Origin of the sequence: Mesorhizobium sp. KACC 23794, from assembly GCF_052180275.1 — a bacterium.
Lineage (GTDB): Bacteria > Pseudomonadota > Alphaproteobacteria > Rhizobiales > Rhizobiaceae > Kumtagia.
Window position 1 is genome coordinate 5,565,720 of the sequence record NZ_CP197465.1, and the last position, 16,431, is coordinate 5,582,150.

13 protein-coding genes are annotated in these 16,431 nt (G+C 61.9%); 5 read left to right on the forward strand and 8 right to left on the reverse strand.

Annotated elements, in window-relative coordinates; genetic code table 11:
- Window positions 1–135 precede the first annotated feature (135 nt).
- Both ACSBOB_RS27185 and ACSBOB_RS27190 read left to right on the forward strand, forming a co-directional pair.
- The gene (locus ACSBOB_RS27185) at window positions 136–375 is read left to right on the forward strand and encodes a hypothetical protein (RefSeq protein ID WP_442579162.1); all 240 of its coding nucleotides are present in this window, start codon (window positions 136–138) and stop codon (window positions 373–375) included.
- 66 nt (window positions 376–441) lie between these two features.
- Complete coding sequence (locus ACSBOB_RS27190; protein WP_442579163.1) at window positions 442–1,491, forward strand: PAS domain S-box protein; 1,050 nt, start codon at window positions 442–444, stop codon at window positions 1,489–1,491.
- Window positions 1,492–1,577: 86 nt separating this feature from the next.
- Here ACSBOB_RS27190 and ACSBOB_RS27195 read toward each other — a convergent pair whose 3' ends face one another.
- Complete coding sequence (locus tag ACSBOB_RS27195) at window positions 1,578–2,009, reverse strand: Lrp/AsnC family transcriptional regulator (RefSeq protein ID WP_442579164.1); 432 nt, start codon at window positions 2,007–2,009, stop codon at window positions 1,578–1,580.
- Window positions 2,010–2,137: 128 nt separating this feature from the next.
- On the opposite strand from ACSBOB_RS27195, the gene ACSBOB_RS27200 reads away from it, so the two are divergent.
- Entirely contained in the window at window positions 2,138–3,238 is a 1,101-nt protein-coding gene (locus ACSBOB_RS27200) for a saccharopine dehydrogenase C-terminal domain-containing protein (RefSeq protein ID WP_442579165.1), read from the forward strand.
- Window positions 3,239–3,430: 192 nt separating this feature from the next.
- Here the strand turns inward: ACSBOB_RS27200 and pseC are convergent, their stop codons facing one another.
- Window positions 3,431–4,624, reverse strand: a complete 1,194-nt coding sequence (gene pseC / locus ACSBOB_RS27205; protein WP_442579166.1) for a UDP-4-amino-4,6-dideoxy-N-acetyl-beta-L-altrosamine transaminase — start codon at window positions 4,622–4,624, stop codon at window positions 3,431–3,433.
- Window positions 4,625–5,005: 381 nt separating this feature from the next.
- On the opposite strand from pseC, the gene pseB reads away from it, so the two are divergent.
- Window positions 5,006–6,028 (forward strand): UDP-N-acetylglucosamine 4,6-dehydratase (inverting), encoded by a 1,023-nt coding sequence (gene pseB, locus ACSBOB_RS27210; protein WP_442579167.1) that lies wholly within the window; start codon window positions 5,006–5,008, stop codon window positions 6,026–6,028.
- Between the two features lie 268 nt (window positions 6,029–6,296).
- Here pseB and ACSBOB_RS27215 read toward each other — a convergent pair whose 3' ends face one another.
- The 6 genes from ACSBOB_RS27215 to pseF all read right to left on the reverse strand — a co-directional run bounded on the left by ACSBOB_RS27215 (window position 6,297) and on the right by pseF (window position 12,871).
- Entirely contained in the window at window positions 6,297–7,523 is a 1,227-nt protein-coding gene (locus ACSBOB_RS27215) for a hypothetical protein (RefSeq protein ID WP_442579168.1), read from the reverse strand.
- 365 nt (window positions 7,524–7,888) lie between these two features.
- Complete coding sequence (gene pseI / locus ACSBOB_RS27220) at window positions 7,889–8,950, reverse strand: pseudaminic acid synthase (RefSeq protein ID WP_442579169.1); 1,062 nt, start codon at window positions 8,948–8,950, stop codon at window positions 7,889–7,891.
- 57 nt (window positions 8,951–9,007) lie between these two features.
- Entirely contained in the window at window positions 9,008–9,922 is a 915-nt protein-coding gene (locus tag ACSBOB_RS27225) for an NAD-dependent epimerase/dehydratase family protein (protein WP_442579170.1), read from the reverse strand.
- Window positions 9,923–10,005: 83 nt separating this feature from the next.
- Entirely contained in the window at window positions 10,006–11,130 is a 1,125-nt protein-coding gene (locus ACSBOB_RS27230) for an ATP-grasp domain-containing protein (protein ID WP_442579171.1), read from the reverse strand.
- On the reverse strand, window positions 11,127–12,113 hold the full coding sequence (locus ACSBOB_RS27235; RefSeq protein WP_442583844.1) for a PseG/SpsG family protein: 987 nt from the start codon (window positions 12,111–12,113) through the stop codon (window positions 11,127–11,129). Before ACSBOB_RS27235 ends, ACSBOB_RS27230 begins: the two co-directional genes overlap by 4 nt.
- A 62-nt stretch (window positions 12,114–12,175) precedes the next feature.
- Entirely contained in the window at window positions 12,176–12,871 is a 696-nt protein-coding gene (pseF, locus tag ACSBOB_RS27240) for a pseudaminic acid cytidylyltransferase (RefSeq protein WP_442579172.1), read from the reverse strand.
- A gap of 463 nt (window positions 12,872–13,334) precedes the next feature.
- Between pseF and ACSBOB_RS27245 the strand changes: the two genes are divergently transcribed.
- On the forward strand, window positions 13,335–16,430 hold the full coding sequence (locus ACSBOB_RS27245; RefSeq protein ID WP_442579173.1) for a hypothetical protein: 3,096 nt from the start codon (window positions 13,335–13,337) through the stop codon (window positions 16,428–16,430).
- Window position 16,431: the final 1 nt, after the last annotated feature.

The window sequence follows — 16,431 nt, forward strand, 5'->3', positions numbered from 1 at the left end:
TGGAGGGCGGCTTCCCGTTCCCGCCTTCCACGCCATCCTTCGGCCAGCCGATGCACGGCTGCCACCCGCCTACAGGCAATTGATCATGGATAGCCGCCGAATACCGAAAACTGAACGATCCGGCCGAAGCCTTCGATGTCCAAATTGATAATGGTGGTTGCCTTCCATCCCGACGAACACGGCAATCTTCAGCCGGTGTTCGGGCCGGCTGAACAGCAGAGCGAGGAATGCGCCATCCGAATGGCGATGACCCTGTCGGGACGATATCCGGATGTCGTCGCGTGGTCACGGCCAGCCAACGCGACAGGCGGATATGGCAAGCCGACAATCCTGTTCAGCACGGAAGCGACGTCCGGCAGCTCCAGTTCCCGCTGACATGTCAAATGAAATTGCCGAGGCTTGGCCGCGCTGTTAGGCTCGGGCATGGCAGAAATATACAGCATGATGGATCGGCTCGACGAGAGCACGGACTCGCGGCTCGCCGCGATCGTGGATTCATCGTTCGACGCGATCATCAGCAAGGACCTCAACAGCATCATCACGAGTTGGAACGGGGCGGCTGAACGGCTTTTCGGCTACAGCGCCGAGGAGGCGGTCGGGCAGTCGATCCTGATCCTGATACCCGACCGGTTTCAGGGGGAAGAAGCCGAAATCATCGCGCGCGTGCGCCAGGGGGACAGGGTCGCCAGCTATGAGACTGTGCGGCGGCGCAAGGACGGCACGCTGATTTCGGTATCGCTGACCATTTCCCCGATCCGGAATCGCAAGGGCGAAATCATCGGTGCTTCGAAGATAGCCCGCGACATCACGGCGGCGAAGGAAAACGAGCGCCGCATCCGCATGCTGATGCGGGAGGTGAATCATCGTGTCAAAAACCAGTTCGCGGTAATCCTCTCGATCATCCGCGAGACCAACAAGCACTCTGCCACTCCGGACGATTTCGAGCATCGCGTCCGCGACCGGATCATGGCCCTGTCGCGCTCCCACGATTTGCTGGTCACGTCGGAATGGACCGGCGCCAGCCTTTTCGACGTCATACAGGAGCATTTGAAGCCGTTCGGCCACGAGGACCAGATCTCGCTTTCTGGGCCGCTGCTGACGTTGCTGCCCAATGCCGTCCAGCATCTTGGCATGGCTTTCCACGAATTGGGGACCAACTCGTCGAAATACGGGGCGCTGTCCAGCGATGTCGGGCGCGTCTCGATCGGATGGCAGGTGACGACAAACCTTGCGGGCCGGCGTGAATTCCTGCTGACCTGGGAAGAAACCGCCATCCCTTACAAGGACGACAAGCGGAAGAGCGCTTCGCGAACCGGTTTCGGCACTGTCGTGCTGAAGCGGGTGGCGCCGCAGGCGCTCAACGGAGTTGCCCTGCTGGATCAGTCGCCCGGCCATGTCCGGTGGTCCCTGACTGCGCCTTTCGAAGCGGTCATCGTTTCGTCCGTCGCGGAAATGGACGACATCGATCGGATCCCCGACAGCGACGATTAAGCGGAAGAGTTATAGTCGCAGCCTCGGGGATCACTCATTGATGGCGACGCGATCTTTGCGAGTCGCGGAAAGTTGCTTCTCTCCGCCTATCTGTTTATGCGTGTCGACAGGATGATCGACGACAGCGTGCGCTCTACGCCGTCCAGTTCGCCGATGCGGTCGATCAGGAGGTCCAGTTCGCTTATAGACTGTGCCGCGACGATGGCGATCAGGTCGAAGCTGCCGCTGACCGAGTGAAGCGTCCGCACTTCCGGTATCGCCGCCAGTTCCGCAGTGACCCGCGCCACCGCCTTCGGGCCGGCCGTGATCAGCACATGCGCCTTGACGATGTTGCGTTCGAACTCGTCGGACAGCCTGACGCCGTAGCCGACGACCACCCCTTCCCGCTCCAGCCTTTCGATCCTGGCCTGAACAGTGGTGCGCGACAGGCCGAGGCGCCGCGCCAGCTCGGAGGTTGAGGCGCGGGCGTTCTCGCTGAGCAACGCCAGCAACTGGCGGTCTTTTTCAGTCGTCGTCATAATGCATAATCTTATCGGCGAATTGGATAATTCGATACCTGCAAATTGCACATTCTCCCGCTGTCATCCGACACGGATGAGCGGGATACTTGGCTCCGAAATTCAGAACGGCTCGCGGAGGCCATCCCATGAAAGACGTCATTGTCATCGGCGCCGGCAAGATCGGCTCGACCATCGCGCGGTTGCTGGCCGGCTCCGGGGATTACCGCGTAACCCTGGCCGACCGGCAGCAGGATCAACTGGATCGCGTCGAGCCTCACAAGGCGATCGCAACCGTCGAGATCGACATCGCCGACAAGGACGCGCTGGAAGCCCTGATGACCGGCAAGTTCGCCGTGCTCAGCGCGGCCCCGTTCCATCTGACGACGACCATCGCCGAGGCCGCGGCAGCGGCCGGCATCCACTATCTCGACCTTACCGAGGACGTCGAATCCACTCGGCGTGTCAAGGAGATCGCTGCGCGGGCGAAGAGCGTCTTCGTTCCGCAGTGCGGCCTCGCCCCAGGCTTCATTTCCATCGTCGCCAAAAACCTCGTCGACCGCTTCGATACGCTGGACACCGTCCGGATGCGCGTCGGCGCGCTGCCGCAGTATCCATCCAATGCCCTCAACTATAACCTCACCTGGAGCACGGACGGCGTCATCAATGAATACATCGAGCCTTGCGAGGCGATCGTCGAAGGCCGGCTGACGAATGTGCCGGCGCTGGAGGAGTGCGAGGAATTCGCGCTGGACGGCGTCACCTACGAAGCCTTCAACACGTCGGGCGGCCTCGGCACGCTCTGCGAGACGCTGGAAGGCAAGGTCCGCACGCTGAACTACCGCACCATCCGCTATCCGGGTCACGCGACGATCATGAAGGCCCTGCTCAACGATCTCGACCTACGCCATCGCCGCGACGTGTTGAAGGACATTCTTGAAAAGGCCCTGCCCAGCACCAACCAGGATGTCGTCGTCATTTTCGTGACCGTCACCGGCCGCAAGGACGGGCGTCTCGTGCAGGAGACCTACGCCAACAAGGTTTATAGCGAGGTCATCTCCGGCAGGCTTTACAGTGCGATCCAGATCACCACGGCGGCGAGCATATGCGCGGTTCTCGACATGCTTGCCGATGGCAAGTTGCGAGATCGTGGCTTTGTCCGCCAGGAGGAGATTTCCCTCGACAGCTTCCTCGCCAACCGGTTCGGCAGATATTACGCCGTACAGCCGCGCCTGAAGGCTGCCGGCTAAGGTCTTTCACCAGTCGCCGACACGAAAGGCGGAGGCACGACCCTCCGTTTCGCCAACTATAAACCTCAGAGGGAGGACGCCCACCACCGTGTTCCGCACGGTGGTGGGCGATACAATTTCGAGTTCAGTCAGGCCTGCAAGCCGAACAGCCGGTCGGCCCTCCCAGAGCGTGACCGGCCAGCCGGCGTGAAATCACCCCGCGGCAACGGCCTGCAGCGTCTCCACCACCTTGTCCACATCCGCCGCGGTCATGTCGGGATAGAGCGGCAGCGACAGGCAGCGCGCATAATACCGGTCGGCGCCGGGCAGTTCCGGAGAGGCTGAGGCTTCCACATAATAAGGCTGGCGGTGAATCGGGATATAGTGGACCTGCGTGCCGACGCCCTTCTCCCGCAGCCTGTTCATGAACTTGGCGCGGCTGATGCCGATGCCCTCGAAATCCACAAGCGCGACCATCAGGTGCAGGGCCGAGTTGCTGCCCTCCGGCGCTTCGACCAGACGCAGCGTGTCGCTGTTCAGCTTGGCGAAGGCCTCGCGGTAGCGGGCGGTAAGAGCCCGCCGGCTTTCGAGGAATGCGGGTAGGCGGCCAAGCTGCGACAGGCCCAGCGCTGCCTGGAAGTCGGTCAGGCGGTAGTTCAGTCCCAGCGTACGCAGTTCGTGATACCAGGGATTGGTCGAGCCGTCGGTATCGAATGCCAGTTCGGCATTGCCAAAACCCTCGCGCTCGCGCTCCAGGCCGTGGTTGCGCTCCAGCCGCATCTGGCGGGCCATCCTGTCGTCATTGGTGGTGATGGCGCCGCCCTCGCCCGTGGTGATGGTCTTGACCGGATGGAAGGAGAAGACCGCCAGATCGGAGTAGGTGCAGTCGCCGACGCTCCAGGGCTGCGTCTCGGTCGATTCGGTGCCCAGCGCGTGGCAAGCGTCCTCGACGATCTTCAGGCCATGGGCGCGGGCAATCGCCGCGATCTTGGCCATCGGCACAGGGTTGCCGCCCATGTGGACGACGAACACCGCCTTCAGCCGCTTTGGATCGGACCGGGCGATCGCGGCTTCCAGTGTGGCCGGGGTAATCAGCGCGGTGTCGGGGTCGACATCGGCGAAAATCACGTCGGCGCCCACATAACGCGGGCCGTTGGCGGTGGCGACGAAAGAGATGGACGGGACGATGACCTGGTCGCCCGGCTGCAGGCCGAGGGCGAGGCTGGCGAGATGCAGGGCCGCCGTGCCGTTGGCACAAGCGATCGCGTGTTTTGCGCCAACGGACTTGGCGAGCGCGTCTTCAAAAACCCCGACTGCGGGCCCGGTGGTGAGGAAATCGCCGCGGAGGACGTTGACGACGGCCTGGATGTCGTCCTCGCTGATAGACTGCCGGCCATAAGGTAACATTCAAAGAAACTCCGCCATGGTGTGGGCAAACTGTTTTGTCGGCTTCGCAAATGTCGAGCAGATTCGTCTCGACCGATTCGACAAGGAGATGAGCGTTTCGCCGGAATTGTGGCACGCTCGGAAAGCGGCCGGACTATTGCCGCACTATCGGCGCTCGTCAAGCGCCTCCGAAGCCCACAAAAGACGCAGATCGAAGGCTTTTGGAGGGCCTTGCTTTTCAACTTTCATCTTCTGCAACGCAACATATTGACTTTGGCGCCGGCCCGCTGTTGAACGGCGCCATTCGTCTCTCCGGGTTTTGGGGCACCCTTAATCAAAGTGAAGAATCGGAGCAAGCGGACGGTGAAAACGCCGGCGCTTGCCGAACCAGCGAGATAGAGAATGCAACTTGTCGACCTGAACAGCCGGAACATCCTTGTGACCGGAGGCACCGGCTCTTTCGGCAGGGCCTTCATCAACAGGGTTCTGTCCACCAACACTCCCGACCGGATCGTCGTTTATTCGCGGGATGAACTGAAGCAGTACGAGATGCAGCAGGCGCTGCGTCAGAAGTTCCCCGCCGACAAGCTGCATTCGCTGCGCTTCTTCATCGGCGACGTCCGCGACCAGGACCGTCTGCGCATGGCGATGCGCAACATGGACTACGTCGTTCACGCGGCTGCGCTGAAGCAGGTTCCGGCTGCCGAATACAATCCGATGGAATGCATCAAGACCAACATCATGGGCGCCGAGAACGTCATTGCGGCGGCGCTGGATACCGGAGTCGAGAAGGTCGTCGCTCTGTCGACCGACAAGGCCTGCAACCCGATCAATCTTTACGGCGCGACCAAGCTCGCTTCCGACAAATCCTTCGTGGCCGCCAACAACCTGGTCGGCCGCAACCGCAAGACCCGCTTCTCGGTCGTGCGCTACGGCAACGTCATCGGCTCGCGGGGGTCGGTGGTGCCGTTCTTCGCGGCGCTCGCCAAGCAGAACGCCGATATCCCGATCACCGACGAACGCATGACGCGTTTCTGGATCACGCTCGAACAGGGCGTCGACTTCGTGCTCTCCACCTTCCCGATCATGCAGGGCGGCGAGATCTTCGTGCCGAAGATTCCAAGCGTGAACATCATGCAGCTTGCCAACGTGATCGCACCGAACTGCAAGACCCACGTCGTGGGCATCCGCCCCGGCGAGAAGCTGCACGAAGTCATGATCTCCGTCGACGACGCCTACATCACCGTCGACCTCGGCAGCCGCTACGCGATCGAGCCGGCGTTCGACGATTTTGCCCGCAAGCCGCTCTCGGAAACGATGGGCGCGACCAAGGTGCCGGATCGCTTCACCTATTCCAGCGACACCAACCCCGACATGCTGGACGACAACGGCCTGCGCAAGCTGCTCGCAGAAGCCGGCTATTGATCCAGGCAGAAGGCGAGGCCGTTTCCGGCCTCTCAAGCTGACAATCCGGCCGTGCTCGCGCACGGCCGGATTTTTTTATAACGGACAAGGCGCACAAGACGAAGCGCCATGCCGAAAACAGAACGGCCCCGGAATACCCAGGCGACGCCTTGGATATTCCGGGGCCGTTCTGTTTTCGGCGACTTGCGGAGCTGACGAACACCGGCCGCATCGCGATCGGCCGATGCGGTGGTGCGCGGCCTTCAGGGCTGCGCACCACCGTGACACATCAGATGTAGTTCTGCATGAAGCGGATGCCCGAGCGCGCGGCGTATTTGCGCACATGGTCCGCGGCCATCTGGATATCCGCATTCTTGGACTTGGCCTTCTCGATCTTGTGATCCGAAGGCGCCAGCGGGCGACCGAACAACGAGTTTGTATACTGCACCTGAGCCATTAGGCGTGAATCGTTCTCCGGATGGGCGCCTTTGTGGAGCGCGCTGGTGTCCACCAGGAAGATCGTTCCCCGCTTGCCGGTGATCCTTACCTCGTTCTTGATAAGTCCAGCCTTGGTGACGGCCTCGTCAGTGTGCCGCCCATCAGCCCAGAGCGCATCAGGGCGCTTGCGATGGGTGCCCTTGATCAAGGTGTGCGGGCCTGACCCGAGTTCAACGTCGCTGAGATAGATGAACAGCTTCACGAAGCTCAACCGATGCATATCGTGATGATAGAGTTGGGCCGTGTCGGACAGTTGCTTCTCGGAGGTCACCTTGGAGCAGGAGTTCAGGAAAGCAATCGGCGACTGGAAGATCGGCGGAACGCCCATGTAAGCCTGCACGATCGACAGCAGGAAAGGATCCGACGAGAGCTCGTAGAGTTCCTCGAACGCCGCGCACCAACGCGAATCGCCCTTGATCTGTAGCGGCGCTCCTGATTTGCCGGCCAAGATCGCGTCGACCTTGTTTCCGTGGTCTTCCACCAGCTTGCTGAGCGTCTTCTTCTTCAGGCTTTCGACCATCCGATCCGGAATGGTGAACTTGGACTTCCAGTAGCCATGCTGCTCGAGGTGACGAACGGCACCCTGGATGACCTTCTCCCAGCCCTCGGACGTCGTGTCTTCGCCGTCTTCGCCATTAGCCATATTGACGGTGGTATCATTTGCGTCCGCGACGGCAGGCTTCCCCGCCGCGTCCTTCGGCAGGTATTCGCCAAACAACGTATCGGACATATCGTATTTCTTTTTGGGGATGTGAGCCGCGATGACGTCGCTGAAGACCTTGTTGCTCTTGCCCAGCGTTTCGGTGAAGGCGGCCCGCAAGTTCACGTATTCGTCGTTTTCGTTCAATCCGGTTTCGACGTAACGCGCGTATCCCTCGACCATGCGTCTGGTCCGCCAATTTGGAACCAGATAGCCGTCGATGTTCTGACGCAAATCCTGAACTGCGATTTTTTCGAGCCGAATGGAATCATCACGCGCTTCAATCAGAAGCCTATCGGGGTAAGCATAAGCACTCATATAATACCGCTCCTGTTCCGGGCCATCATTCGGCGGCCGTCTTCATAGCTCTATGGTTCTGTCTTGAATAGGCGCTTCCGAAAGAGTTGACCATCTTCGAGATAAGCTTAGCAATTGCATGCCATCAACTGGTAGGCCACTGCAGGCATGGTTTTGTCATATCCATCACGCATGGCACTTTCCCTTCCGCACATACGTTACGGATCTTTCGCACAACGCTTTGGGTAGCTCGACCATGGGTCTTGGCGTCCTGAGCCTCGTCTCTATTATCCTGAAAGATCGCCGATCTCAACCACGATGTACCCGCAGCCGCGGAGCATTGACCTGCAATAAGTAAGCCCGCAGCTACCGAGACGCGGGTTTGTTCAACCGAGCAAATCCCAGCTGACCGGCGTGCCTTTCTTGACGGCCTTGCTCACCCTGCGGCCGAGCAGCGTGTCATAGTATTTCGGCGCGAGGCCGAGGCCCGGCCGAATGCTGCGAATATTGTCGGCGGTGATCTCGCCGCCGGCGTCGATATCCTGGGTCACGTAGAGCGAACGGCGGCGCGTGCGGCCCTTCTGTTCCGACTCGGTTGCGCCATAGAAGACCGATCCCAGCGCGAGTTGCGCGACCTTCACGCCGTCGACAAGGTCCTTGAATTCCTGCGGCTCCAGCGAGAACGCCGAATCGACGCCGCCCTCGGCGCGCGACATGATGAAGTGTTTCTCGATCACCCCTGCCCCCAGGGCCGTCGCCGCCACCGCCGCGCCGAGGCCCAGCGTGTGGTCCGAAAGCCCTGCCTCGCAGTCGAACAGCTTTGCGAGGTGCGGGATCGTCAGCAGATTGGAGTTCTCCGGGGAAGCCGGATAGGAACTCGTGCATTTCAGCAGGACGAGATGTTTGCAGCCGGCGCTGCGCGCCGCCGTCACCGCATCGTCGATCTCGGCAATGGTCGCCATGCCGGTCGAGATGATCATCGGCTTGCCGGTCGAGGCGACCTTCTTGATGAGCGGTATATCGACGCATTCGAACGACGCCACCTTGTAGCAAGGCACGTCCAGCGTCTCCAGGAAGTCAACGGAGGTGGCGTCGAAGGCCGAGCTGAAGGCAAGCATGCCGTGGCTCTTGGCGCGGTCGAAGATCGGCTTGTGCCAATCCCAGGGCGTGTGTGCTTCCTTGTAGAGATTGTAGAGGTCGCGGCCGGCCCACAGCGACGAGGAATTGGTGATGACGAACTCGCCCTCGTTGAGGTCGAGGGTCATTGTGTCCGGCGTGTAGGTCTGCAGCTTCAGGGCGTCGGCGCCGGAGGCAGCTGCGGCATCGACGATCGCCAGCGCCTTGTCGAGCGATGCGTTATGGTTGCCGGACATTTCGGCGATGATGAAAGGCGAAGGATCGTTCGCCCGCTCGGTGCCGGCATGAAGAATTTCTTTCAGACGAGCCATGATCTCTATCTCTAATCGGGGGCTGGGAGGCGGTGGGAGACCGCCCGTTTTTCGGCGTCACCTATCGCAGGCTTTGTCGCGTGTCGCAAGAAAGTCCGAAAGACCTGCCGCCAGGCCATAGAGCGGCCGCCAGTCGAGTACAGATGCCGCGTGCGCGATATCCATTCGGTTTTTCCGTACCGGCGCTTCGTGCGACGCTTCCGTGACGAGGTTTCCGACATTGCCGAACACGGAATTGACCGTCTCGGCCATGTCGACCACCGTGTAGGCGTCGCCGCAGCCGATGTTGAACGTACCGCCCGGATTCGTTTCGCCGAGCGCCGCGACAATCGCGCCGACCGCGTCTCGCACGTAGAGTTGGTCGACGCTGATCAGACGGTTGCCCTGCAGGGTCAGCGTGCGCCCGGCGCTCGCCTCGTTGACGAAACGCATCAGCGCCGGCGTACCCTTCTCGCCATGTCCGTAGACGGCGGCGAAGCGCAGGTTGGTCAGCCTGATCCTGGCGTCCCGCGCGTAGAGACTGGCATACTGCTCGGCCATCAGCTTGGAGAGCCCGTAGGCGTTCAGCGGCTGCGGCACTTCGGTCTCGCGATAAGGCGCCTCGTTCCTGGCCGAATAGACGGCGATGGTCGAGGCGATCACGACATTGCCGATCTCCAGCGCCTTTGCCGTGCGCATCAGGTTCTCGGTCGCCAGCACATTCGGCTCGACGAACGGCGCCAGGCGGTTCGGCTCGTCCTCGCGGGTCATACGGCGGCCGGCGAGATGCACGACCGCCTCCACCCCCGCCAGGGCCGTCCCGAGGCTTTCCTCCGAATAGTCGGTTTCACGGACTGTCACGCGGTCGTCCGCCGCCTCGCCGCCTGCCGAGCCGGCGCGACCGACGGCGACTATCTCGTGGCCATCCGCCGACAGCGCCTCGACCAGATAACGCCCGATGAAGCCCGATGCGCCCGTTACCGCAATCTTCATTGTCGCCTCCGATCATTTGCCTGGACGGAAATCCGCCCGGGCAGGTGCAACAATCGCCGAAGAAAGGCGATTTTTCGACCGCCTTACCGTTTCCTGACGTAGTAGCCGACCACTTCCAGCCGTCCGTTCACGGGCACGACCGGCTGGCCCTGCTGGTAGCGGTATTCATGGTAGAGCGCGTCCTCCGGAACGGGAAACTGGCTCTTGTCGAATGGCTTTCCGGGCGGCATCTGCTGGAACATCAATTCGTAGACGGCACCCGGATCGTTGCGGCCGTTCTGTCTGGCCACCGATTCGCCGGTCAACCGCCGCACCGCGCCGTCGAGGAAATCGATGTCGCGCGCCGCCTTGATCAACCGCCAGACATGGCAGCCGTCGAGGCGCGGCGCGATCTCGACGATGCGCGGTCCCTCGGGCGTGACGATCATCTGGTAATAAAGCGTGCCATTCTTGATGCCCAGCGCGCGCGTCACGTCCTCGACCAGCTTGCCGGCTTCCCTGACGAAATGCTCCGGCACATGGACGATAGGGATCAGGTGGCCAGTCGGAATGCCGAAATTGGCGCCGGTGTGAACGAGGCGCTCCGAAAGCTCGGAGACGACCAGTTCGCCGTCGCTGACCAGTACGTTGCAGGAAATCTCCACGCCTTCGAGGAAGGCCTCAATGATGGCGCTCTTCGGCTCCTTGCAAGCATCGATCGCGATCTCGATCGCTTCGGCGAGATGCGCCTTGTCGAACACCTTCTGCACGCCGCGCTGGCCCTGCGCGTCGGTCGGCTTGACCACGCAGGGGAACACCGACCAGTCGCTCGCTTCATCGGCGGACTTCACTTCGGCGAAGGCGACGGGGCTTAGATTGCGGCTGTTGAGGAACGCGCGCAGCAGCGGCTTCTTGTTGAAGACGTCGATGAGACCGCTGTCGAAGAAATGCGGCAGGCCCATCTTCTCCGACACTTCAGTGGCCGCGGTGATGGCGATGTCGGAAGAGATGGAATAGACGATATCCGCCTTGTGTTCGCGCGCCAGCGCGGAGACGGCGTCGACATCCCTGATGTCGAGCTTGACGAAGCTGTCCGCCAGCGTCTCGCCGGGATCGCCGACCTGCCTGCCGGACACGGCCGTCACGTTCCAGCCGCGCTCCTTCAGGTAGCGGATCAAATCCGCCTGGCCGGCATTTGCGCCAAGCACGATGGCCGAGTTGTTCGTCATTTCTTTCGGTCCTTCAGCAAATGGTCGGCAAGCCGCCGGGCGCCCTGGCCATCCACGGCGTTCCTGCCGATCCGCGTCATCTGGGCACGGCACGGTCTGTCTGCAATCAGTGAGACGACGCGGTCGCCAAGCAATTCCGGCGTGAGGTCGGCGACACGTCCGAGGAAGATTGCCGCGCCGAGCTTTTCCCACGCATCGCATTGGCGAAGCTGGTTGTCGGCAAGCGCTGTCACGACCATCGGCAGCCCGCAGGCGGCCGCCTCATAAATGCTGATGCCACCGCCGAGGATGGCCAGGTCGCAACTGGCGAAAAGCCCGGCAATGTCCTTCGGCTCGACATGCAGCGTGACGCGATCCCCGGCGTGTTCCTCGATCCAAGCCTGGACAGCCGGGATATTGGGGTTGCGTGACCCGGACATGACGGCGAAGCGGATATTTTGCGCCGTCCGATCAAATAGCGCTTTCAAGGTGAGCAGAATGGCGCCCTGATCATGGCCGCCACCGAAGGAGACGAGGATCGTCCGGACCTCGCGGTCATCCGGCTGGAGCACGGGCGGCGGGAATTCCGGCCGCAGGACTGAATAGCTCGGCCCGAACAGCATTTCTGTGTGAGGGTTAAGCAGGTGGGGCCGCCAGCGCTCCGCGGTTTCCGAAGGGCTGCCATGGACGATCAAGTCGGCCCAGAACCGATTTGGCTTGCTGGCATCGAAATGCTGCATCCAGTCGAGGCCTTCGTCCCTGAGCACTTCCTGGAAACTCTCGTCGGTCCGATAGTCATCGAGCACCGCGCGGCGCGCGCCGTGGGAGCGTGCAATCTCCACGAAGTTTCGTGCATCGCCCGCGCCCGATTCCCATTCAGGCACAGCAATCCAGTCGTCGAACAGGACCTCGTCGTTGTCGCCGCGGTAGTCGAGCGACGGACCGACCATGATGCATTTCTGGCCGGCGTCGCGTAGCGCGCCGGCAAAGGTGCGCGAGCGCATCAGATGGCCGATGCCGATCGTCGGACTTACGTCGCAGCGAAATATAACCGAGGACCGGTCCGTCACCCCGCCGCTCCTCTGCCGAGCGCGGAAAACATCATCTCGGCGCGCTTCCAGTCGTCCTCGTTGTCGATGTCGTGAACCCGCCAGTTGGGGATCATGACTGGAGCCGCGAGCGGGCCGAACATCGGCTCGTCGCTCAGGAAGGCATCGCGCCTGCCCCAATAGAACTGCCCTGCATCATGAAAGACCTCTTCCAGGTCCTGCGTCCGGGTCAGGCGATGTTCGGGCTGGCACATCTCGACCCCTCCGCCGGCGGCAAGCCGCAAGGCGCGCTGGATCGGATAGGCATAACCCGTTGCCGAAAAGGCGAACTGATGCCCGGCCACCAGCCGCTCCAGCCCTTCGCGAAGGTCGTCCGGCTCGACGAAAGCAGCCGTCGCATAGATGCAGCAGGCTTCATCGACCGGACCAAAGGCGCGTTCGGCCTCCGCAATCGCATGCTGGATGACCTTGCGTGTGCCGGTGTGGTCGTCGGAGAGTTCGGCGGGACGCAGGAATGGCGCCTCGGCGCCTGCGGCGACGGCGACATCGCGAATCTCAAGGTCGTCCGTGGAGACCACGACATGGTCGAAGACGCCCGATTCGCGGGCTGCATCGATCGCCCAGGCGATCATAGGCTTGCCGGCGAAAACCCGAACGTTCTTGCGCGGAACCCGCTTGCTGCCGCCGCGCGCCGGAATGACCGCAACTCTCAAGGCCAGTTCTCCTGCCTGGTGATGCCCCGCCGGACGGGCGCGAAAGCCGTCGCCGAATTGTCGCAGGCGCCGGGAAGCAGCGGTCGCAACGGCGCGGCAGTCATAGTCCGGGCATAATCGGGCCGTCAAGTTCCGAAGAAGCGCATCGCGCACAAGTGGAAATGTTGGCCCAGGCTAACGTTCGGGCATATAGGATCGGATCGGGCATTGTTTGACTTTCGGCGAGATATCACTAAGCAGTCGCCGCGGGGACGAGGGATCGCTATAATGATCTCCGGAAGCCGTTCCGCCGGGAGACCGCGCGCCGCAGCGGAGGATCCGCACAGAACGTTTGGTCTTGAGGCATGAGATTGCGGCGGCGGCGAATAGCAACCCTGCTCGATGACAAGGGGGAGTATCGGGCTCGGCAATACGCCGGCGACGCGGCTTCTGGAGAAGTCGTGCCCGCCAGGCAGGGAATCAGATGGTAGCCACGGACGCCAGATCGAAACCTGCCAAGCTGCGTCGAGACTGGCACGCCCAGTTCATCGCAGCCAGGAACAGGATGCTGATCGACCTCGGCATCGAAAACCATGCGCTCACGGTCTATGAGGGATGGCGCTCGACGCACGAGCGCATTGTCCAGGGTGTTGCCGGACGCACGTATTCGCGCGCCGGCATCCAGTCCGCCATCCGGCAAGTGCTGGGCGCGCTGCCCTTCTCGCGCACACGAAAACTCTACAAGGCAAGCCTGACGGCGATTCGCGCTCTAAACGCCACCGGCAGCGAGGCCCTGCCGGCACTGCTGACGGCCATGGTCGAGTTCGAGACCATTGCCCGCGCCGCGCCGTTTTCGGCCGGAAGCAGGATTCTCGAATTGCTTTCGTCGGAAGAAGGCCGCACAGATCTGATCCAGGCGTCCGAGCAGGTCCTGTCGAAACACCCCGACAGTCCGTTTCTGATATACCTTCGAAGCGCCTCCCTGGCCAAGAATGGCAATATCCCGGAAGCCCATGATTTCGTCATGGCCGCGATCCGGCGTTGCCAGGAAGATGCCGCCTCGGGTCTGCTGACGGAACGGAACCGACGGCGCTACAACCAGTTGAACAAGGTCTGGCGGGTCATCGACACCATTTCGCGGGATGCCGCCACATGGTCGGATGGCAGCGGCGGAGACACACCGGCCTGGGCAAAGTCCGACGTTTCGGCGGATGCGCCGATGTCCGACATTTCGTCGGCGGATCGCGTCGACGACCAACAGTTGGTTTTCTCCGAACCGCTCCTCCAGGGCCGCCAGTACGATCGATACCTGGACGTCTGCAAACGTGAATTTCACAACGCGCGGCGGCTGCACGAGAAGTTCGGCGCCTTGCGGGACATGATGCGCGAAGGGCTGAGGCGGATCGCCGACTATCATGCGCCCTACAATCTCGCATCGGCCTGCTTCGAGGAAATCGGACCGCAATGGAGGAAGCTGACCGAACCTTCCTACATAGACAGCCGGAAAAGCTGGACCGCGATGCGGGCCACCGCGAAGCTGCTCGCGGAAGCGCTGCAGCTCGCACGGCAATTGCGCCGAAGTGAAGATGTCGTCTTGCTGGAGCGCTCGCTGCTCTATCTTGCGGGCAAACCGGCCGCCGCGACCGCCATATGGACGGTCTGCCATGCGCTCGTCGGGGACAATTCCAACGCCTATGTCAAGGAGACGGTGGACCTCGTCACAAACTCCCGGCGCGATCCGGAAGGCGACGCGGATATCCGCGAGTTCTTCATCTGGGCACGCAGGGTCCAGCGCTTCGACCTGGCGCATGCGATGTACGATCGGCTGCCGGCGCGCTGGAAGGCCTCGATAGGCGTCCCGCAATATGCGGCGATCCTCCAGCAGGAAGGGCAATTTGCCCGTGCTGCCGAGTTGATACGGACGGTGAATGCCAATTTGCTGCGGCAGCCGAGTTCTGTCGATGCCAACTACAGCTGGTCGCAGATCCGCCGGGCGGGCGAACTCGAATTCGCGGCCGAAACCGCGCAGCGCTACAGCAGCGTGCCGCAGCCCAAGGCACCACAGGGTGTGATCTTCTTGGCGCCGCGCGGCATCGTGCAGATGCGATTGTATCCGTTGGTCGTGCTGATGGAGATGAAGAAGAGAGGCTGGGCAGTCATACCGCTCACAAAAGGCGCTCTTCCGCTCGAGCCGACGGGGATCGCCGAGGTCGACCGCTTCCTGGGGTGCATGACCCTGGACGGACAGATCGACCGCAAGGTTGCCGAGCACTTTCCGGAAGTATCCGGTTTCGAGGCCGATGTCGTTCATGGGCGACTGCGCTGGAACGATCTCAACCTCGACCATGTCGTCTGGGAAGATGCCGCGATAAACCGCCGGCGCTACAATGTGGACTACACGTGCCCCTCGTTGCGCAGCGTTCTCGGGCGTCTTGCCCGATGGACCAAGATCCACTGCGCCGTCATCGAGACCGCCAAGAGCACGATCGTCGAGAAGGGGATGCGCTGCGGCTTCCTGATCCTCCAGCAGTCGCGATTGCCCGACGCCGTGGTGAATTTCCGCCTCCAGCAGGTCGGGGATCCCGATAATTTCTTCTGCGTGCTCACGGCCAACGGCTACGAGAACTACTTCCTGAATTTCAGTTCGGCTGTTTCCACCAGGACCGCGCTTCGCAACATCACCCGGCATCCCGAGACGCGCGCCGCAAGTTTCCCCCTGCCGGAGGAGTTCGAAGCATTTTATCGGGCCAATCACGCACGTGTTCCGGAAATGCTGCGTTCCGTGCAGGACATCGCGCGAATCCGTCGTTCCACCGGCGAGCAGGCGGAACACCCACCCGAGGCACAAGCCTGTCGGGAGCGGATTGTCGAATGGCGGAAAAGCGGCGGAAACATTGCCTGCCTGTTCGGCAAGGTCGTATGCGATTCGGGCGTGCCGTTCGACGGAGGCCCTGCCCATTCGAGCATGAAGGACTGGTTGAATCATGCAATCGAGTCGGTGCGCGGCAGCGATACCCTGCTTCTTATCAAGCCGCACCCGCATGAGATGCGAAACGAGATCGGCGTCTTCCTGACGGAACGGTTCCTCGATCTCATCGAAACGGACTTGCCGGACAACGTCCTTCTTCTCGGGCACCGCTGGTTCGACATCCATGATTTGGAAGGACTGATCGATCTTGGGGTGGTCTACAACGGCACCAGCGCAGCCGAGCTTGGCGTGCTGGGCATTCCCAGCCTGCTGAGCAGCCATTTCGCGCCGACCGACTATCCGATCGGTCACGTCCTGCCGCAGAGCCGGGACCATTTCCGGAAGCTCCTGCGCTTCGAGGAGCGAGCAATCGCCGTGCCGGACCTTCAGGAACGCGCCGCCGCCTGGCTTACGCTGATGAGCACTGGCGGCGCCTCGCGCGACTATCGATATCACGCGCGGCCCATCACCAACAAAATCGTCTATCCGCCATGGTGGTTCGTGGAGGACATCGAACGGTACACCGCGCAAGGCGACCCCAACATCGAATTGCTTGCCGAAGAGATTGCCGCCGCCGACAGCAACGACCCGCACCTGAAAGCCGCCGAGTAAG

Coding starts and splice junctions, on each gene's coding strand:
- ACSBOB_RS27225 (WP_442579170.1), bottom strand. CDS start 9,922: ATGAAGATTGCGGTAACGGGCGCATCGGGCTTCATCGGGCGTTATCTG.
- ACSBOB_RS27185 (WP_442579162.1), top strand. CDS start 136: ATGTCCAAATTGATAATGGTGGTTGCCTTCCATCCCGACGAACACGGC.
- pseC (WP_442579166.1), bottom strand. CDS start 4,624: ATGTTACCTTATGGCCGGCAGTCTATCAGCGAGGACGACATCCAGGCC.
- ACSBOB_RS27245 (WP_442579173.1), top strand. CDS start 13,335: ATGGTAGCCACGGACGCCAGATCGAAACCTGCCAAGCTGCGTCGAGAC.
- ACSBOB_RS27215 (WP_442579168.1), bottom strand. CDS start 7,523: ATGAGTGCTTATGCTTACCCCGATAGGCTTCTGATTGAAGCGCGTGAT.
- ACSBOB_RS27200 (WP_442579165.1), top strand. CDS start 2,138: ATGAAAGACGTCATTGTCATCGGCGCCGGCAAGATCGGCTCGACCATC.
- ACSBOB_RS27230 (WP_442579171.1), bottom strand. CDS start 11,130: ATGACGAACAACTCGGCCATCGTGCTTGGCGCAAATGCCGGCCAGGCG.
- pseB (WP_442579167.1), top strand. CDS start 5,006: ATGCAACTTGTCGACCTGAACAGCCGGAACATCCTTGTGACCGGAGGC.
- ACSBOB_RS27190 (WP_442579163.1), top strand. CDS start 442: ATGATGGATCGGCTCGACGAGAGCACGGACTCGCGGCTCGCCGCGATC.
- ACSBOB_RS27235 (WP_442583844.1), bottom strand. CDS start 12,113: ATGCGCTCGCGCACCTTTGCCGGCGCGCTACGCGACGCCGGCCAGAAA.
- ACSBOB_RS27195 (WP_442579164.1), bottom strand. CDS start 2,009: ATGACGACGACTGAAAAAGACCGCCAGTTGCTGGCGTTGCTCAGCGAG.
- pseI (WP_442579169.1), bottom strand. CDS start 8,950: ATGGCTCGTCTGAAAGAAATTCTTCATGCCGGCACCGAGCGGGCGAAC.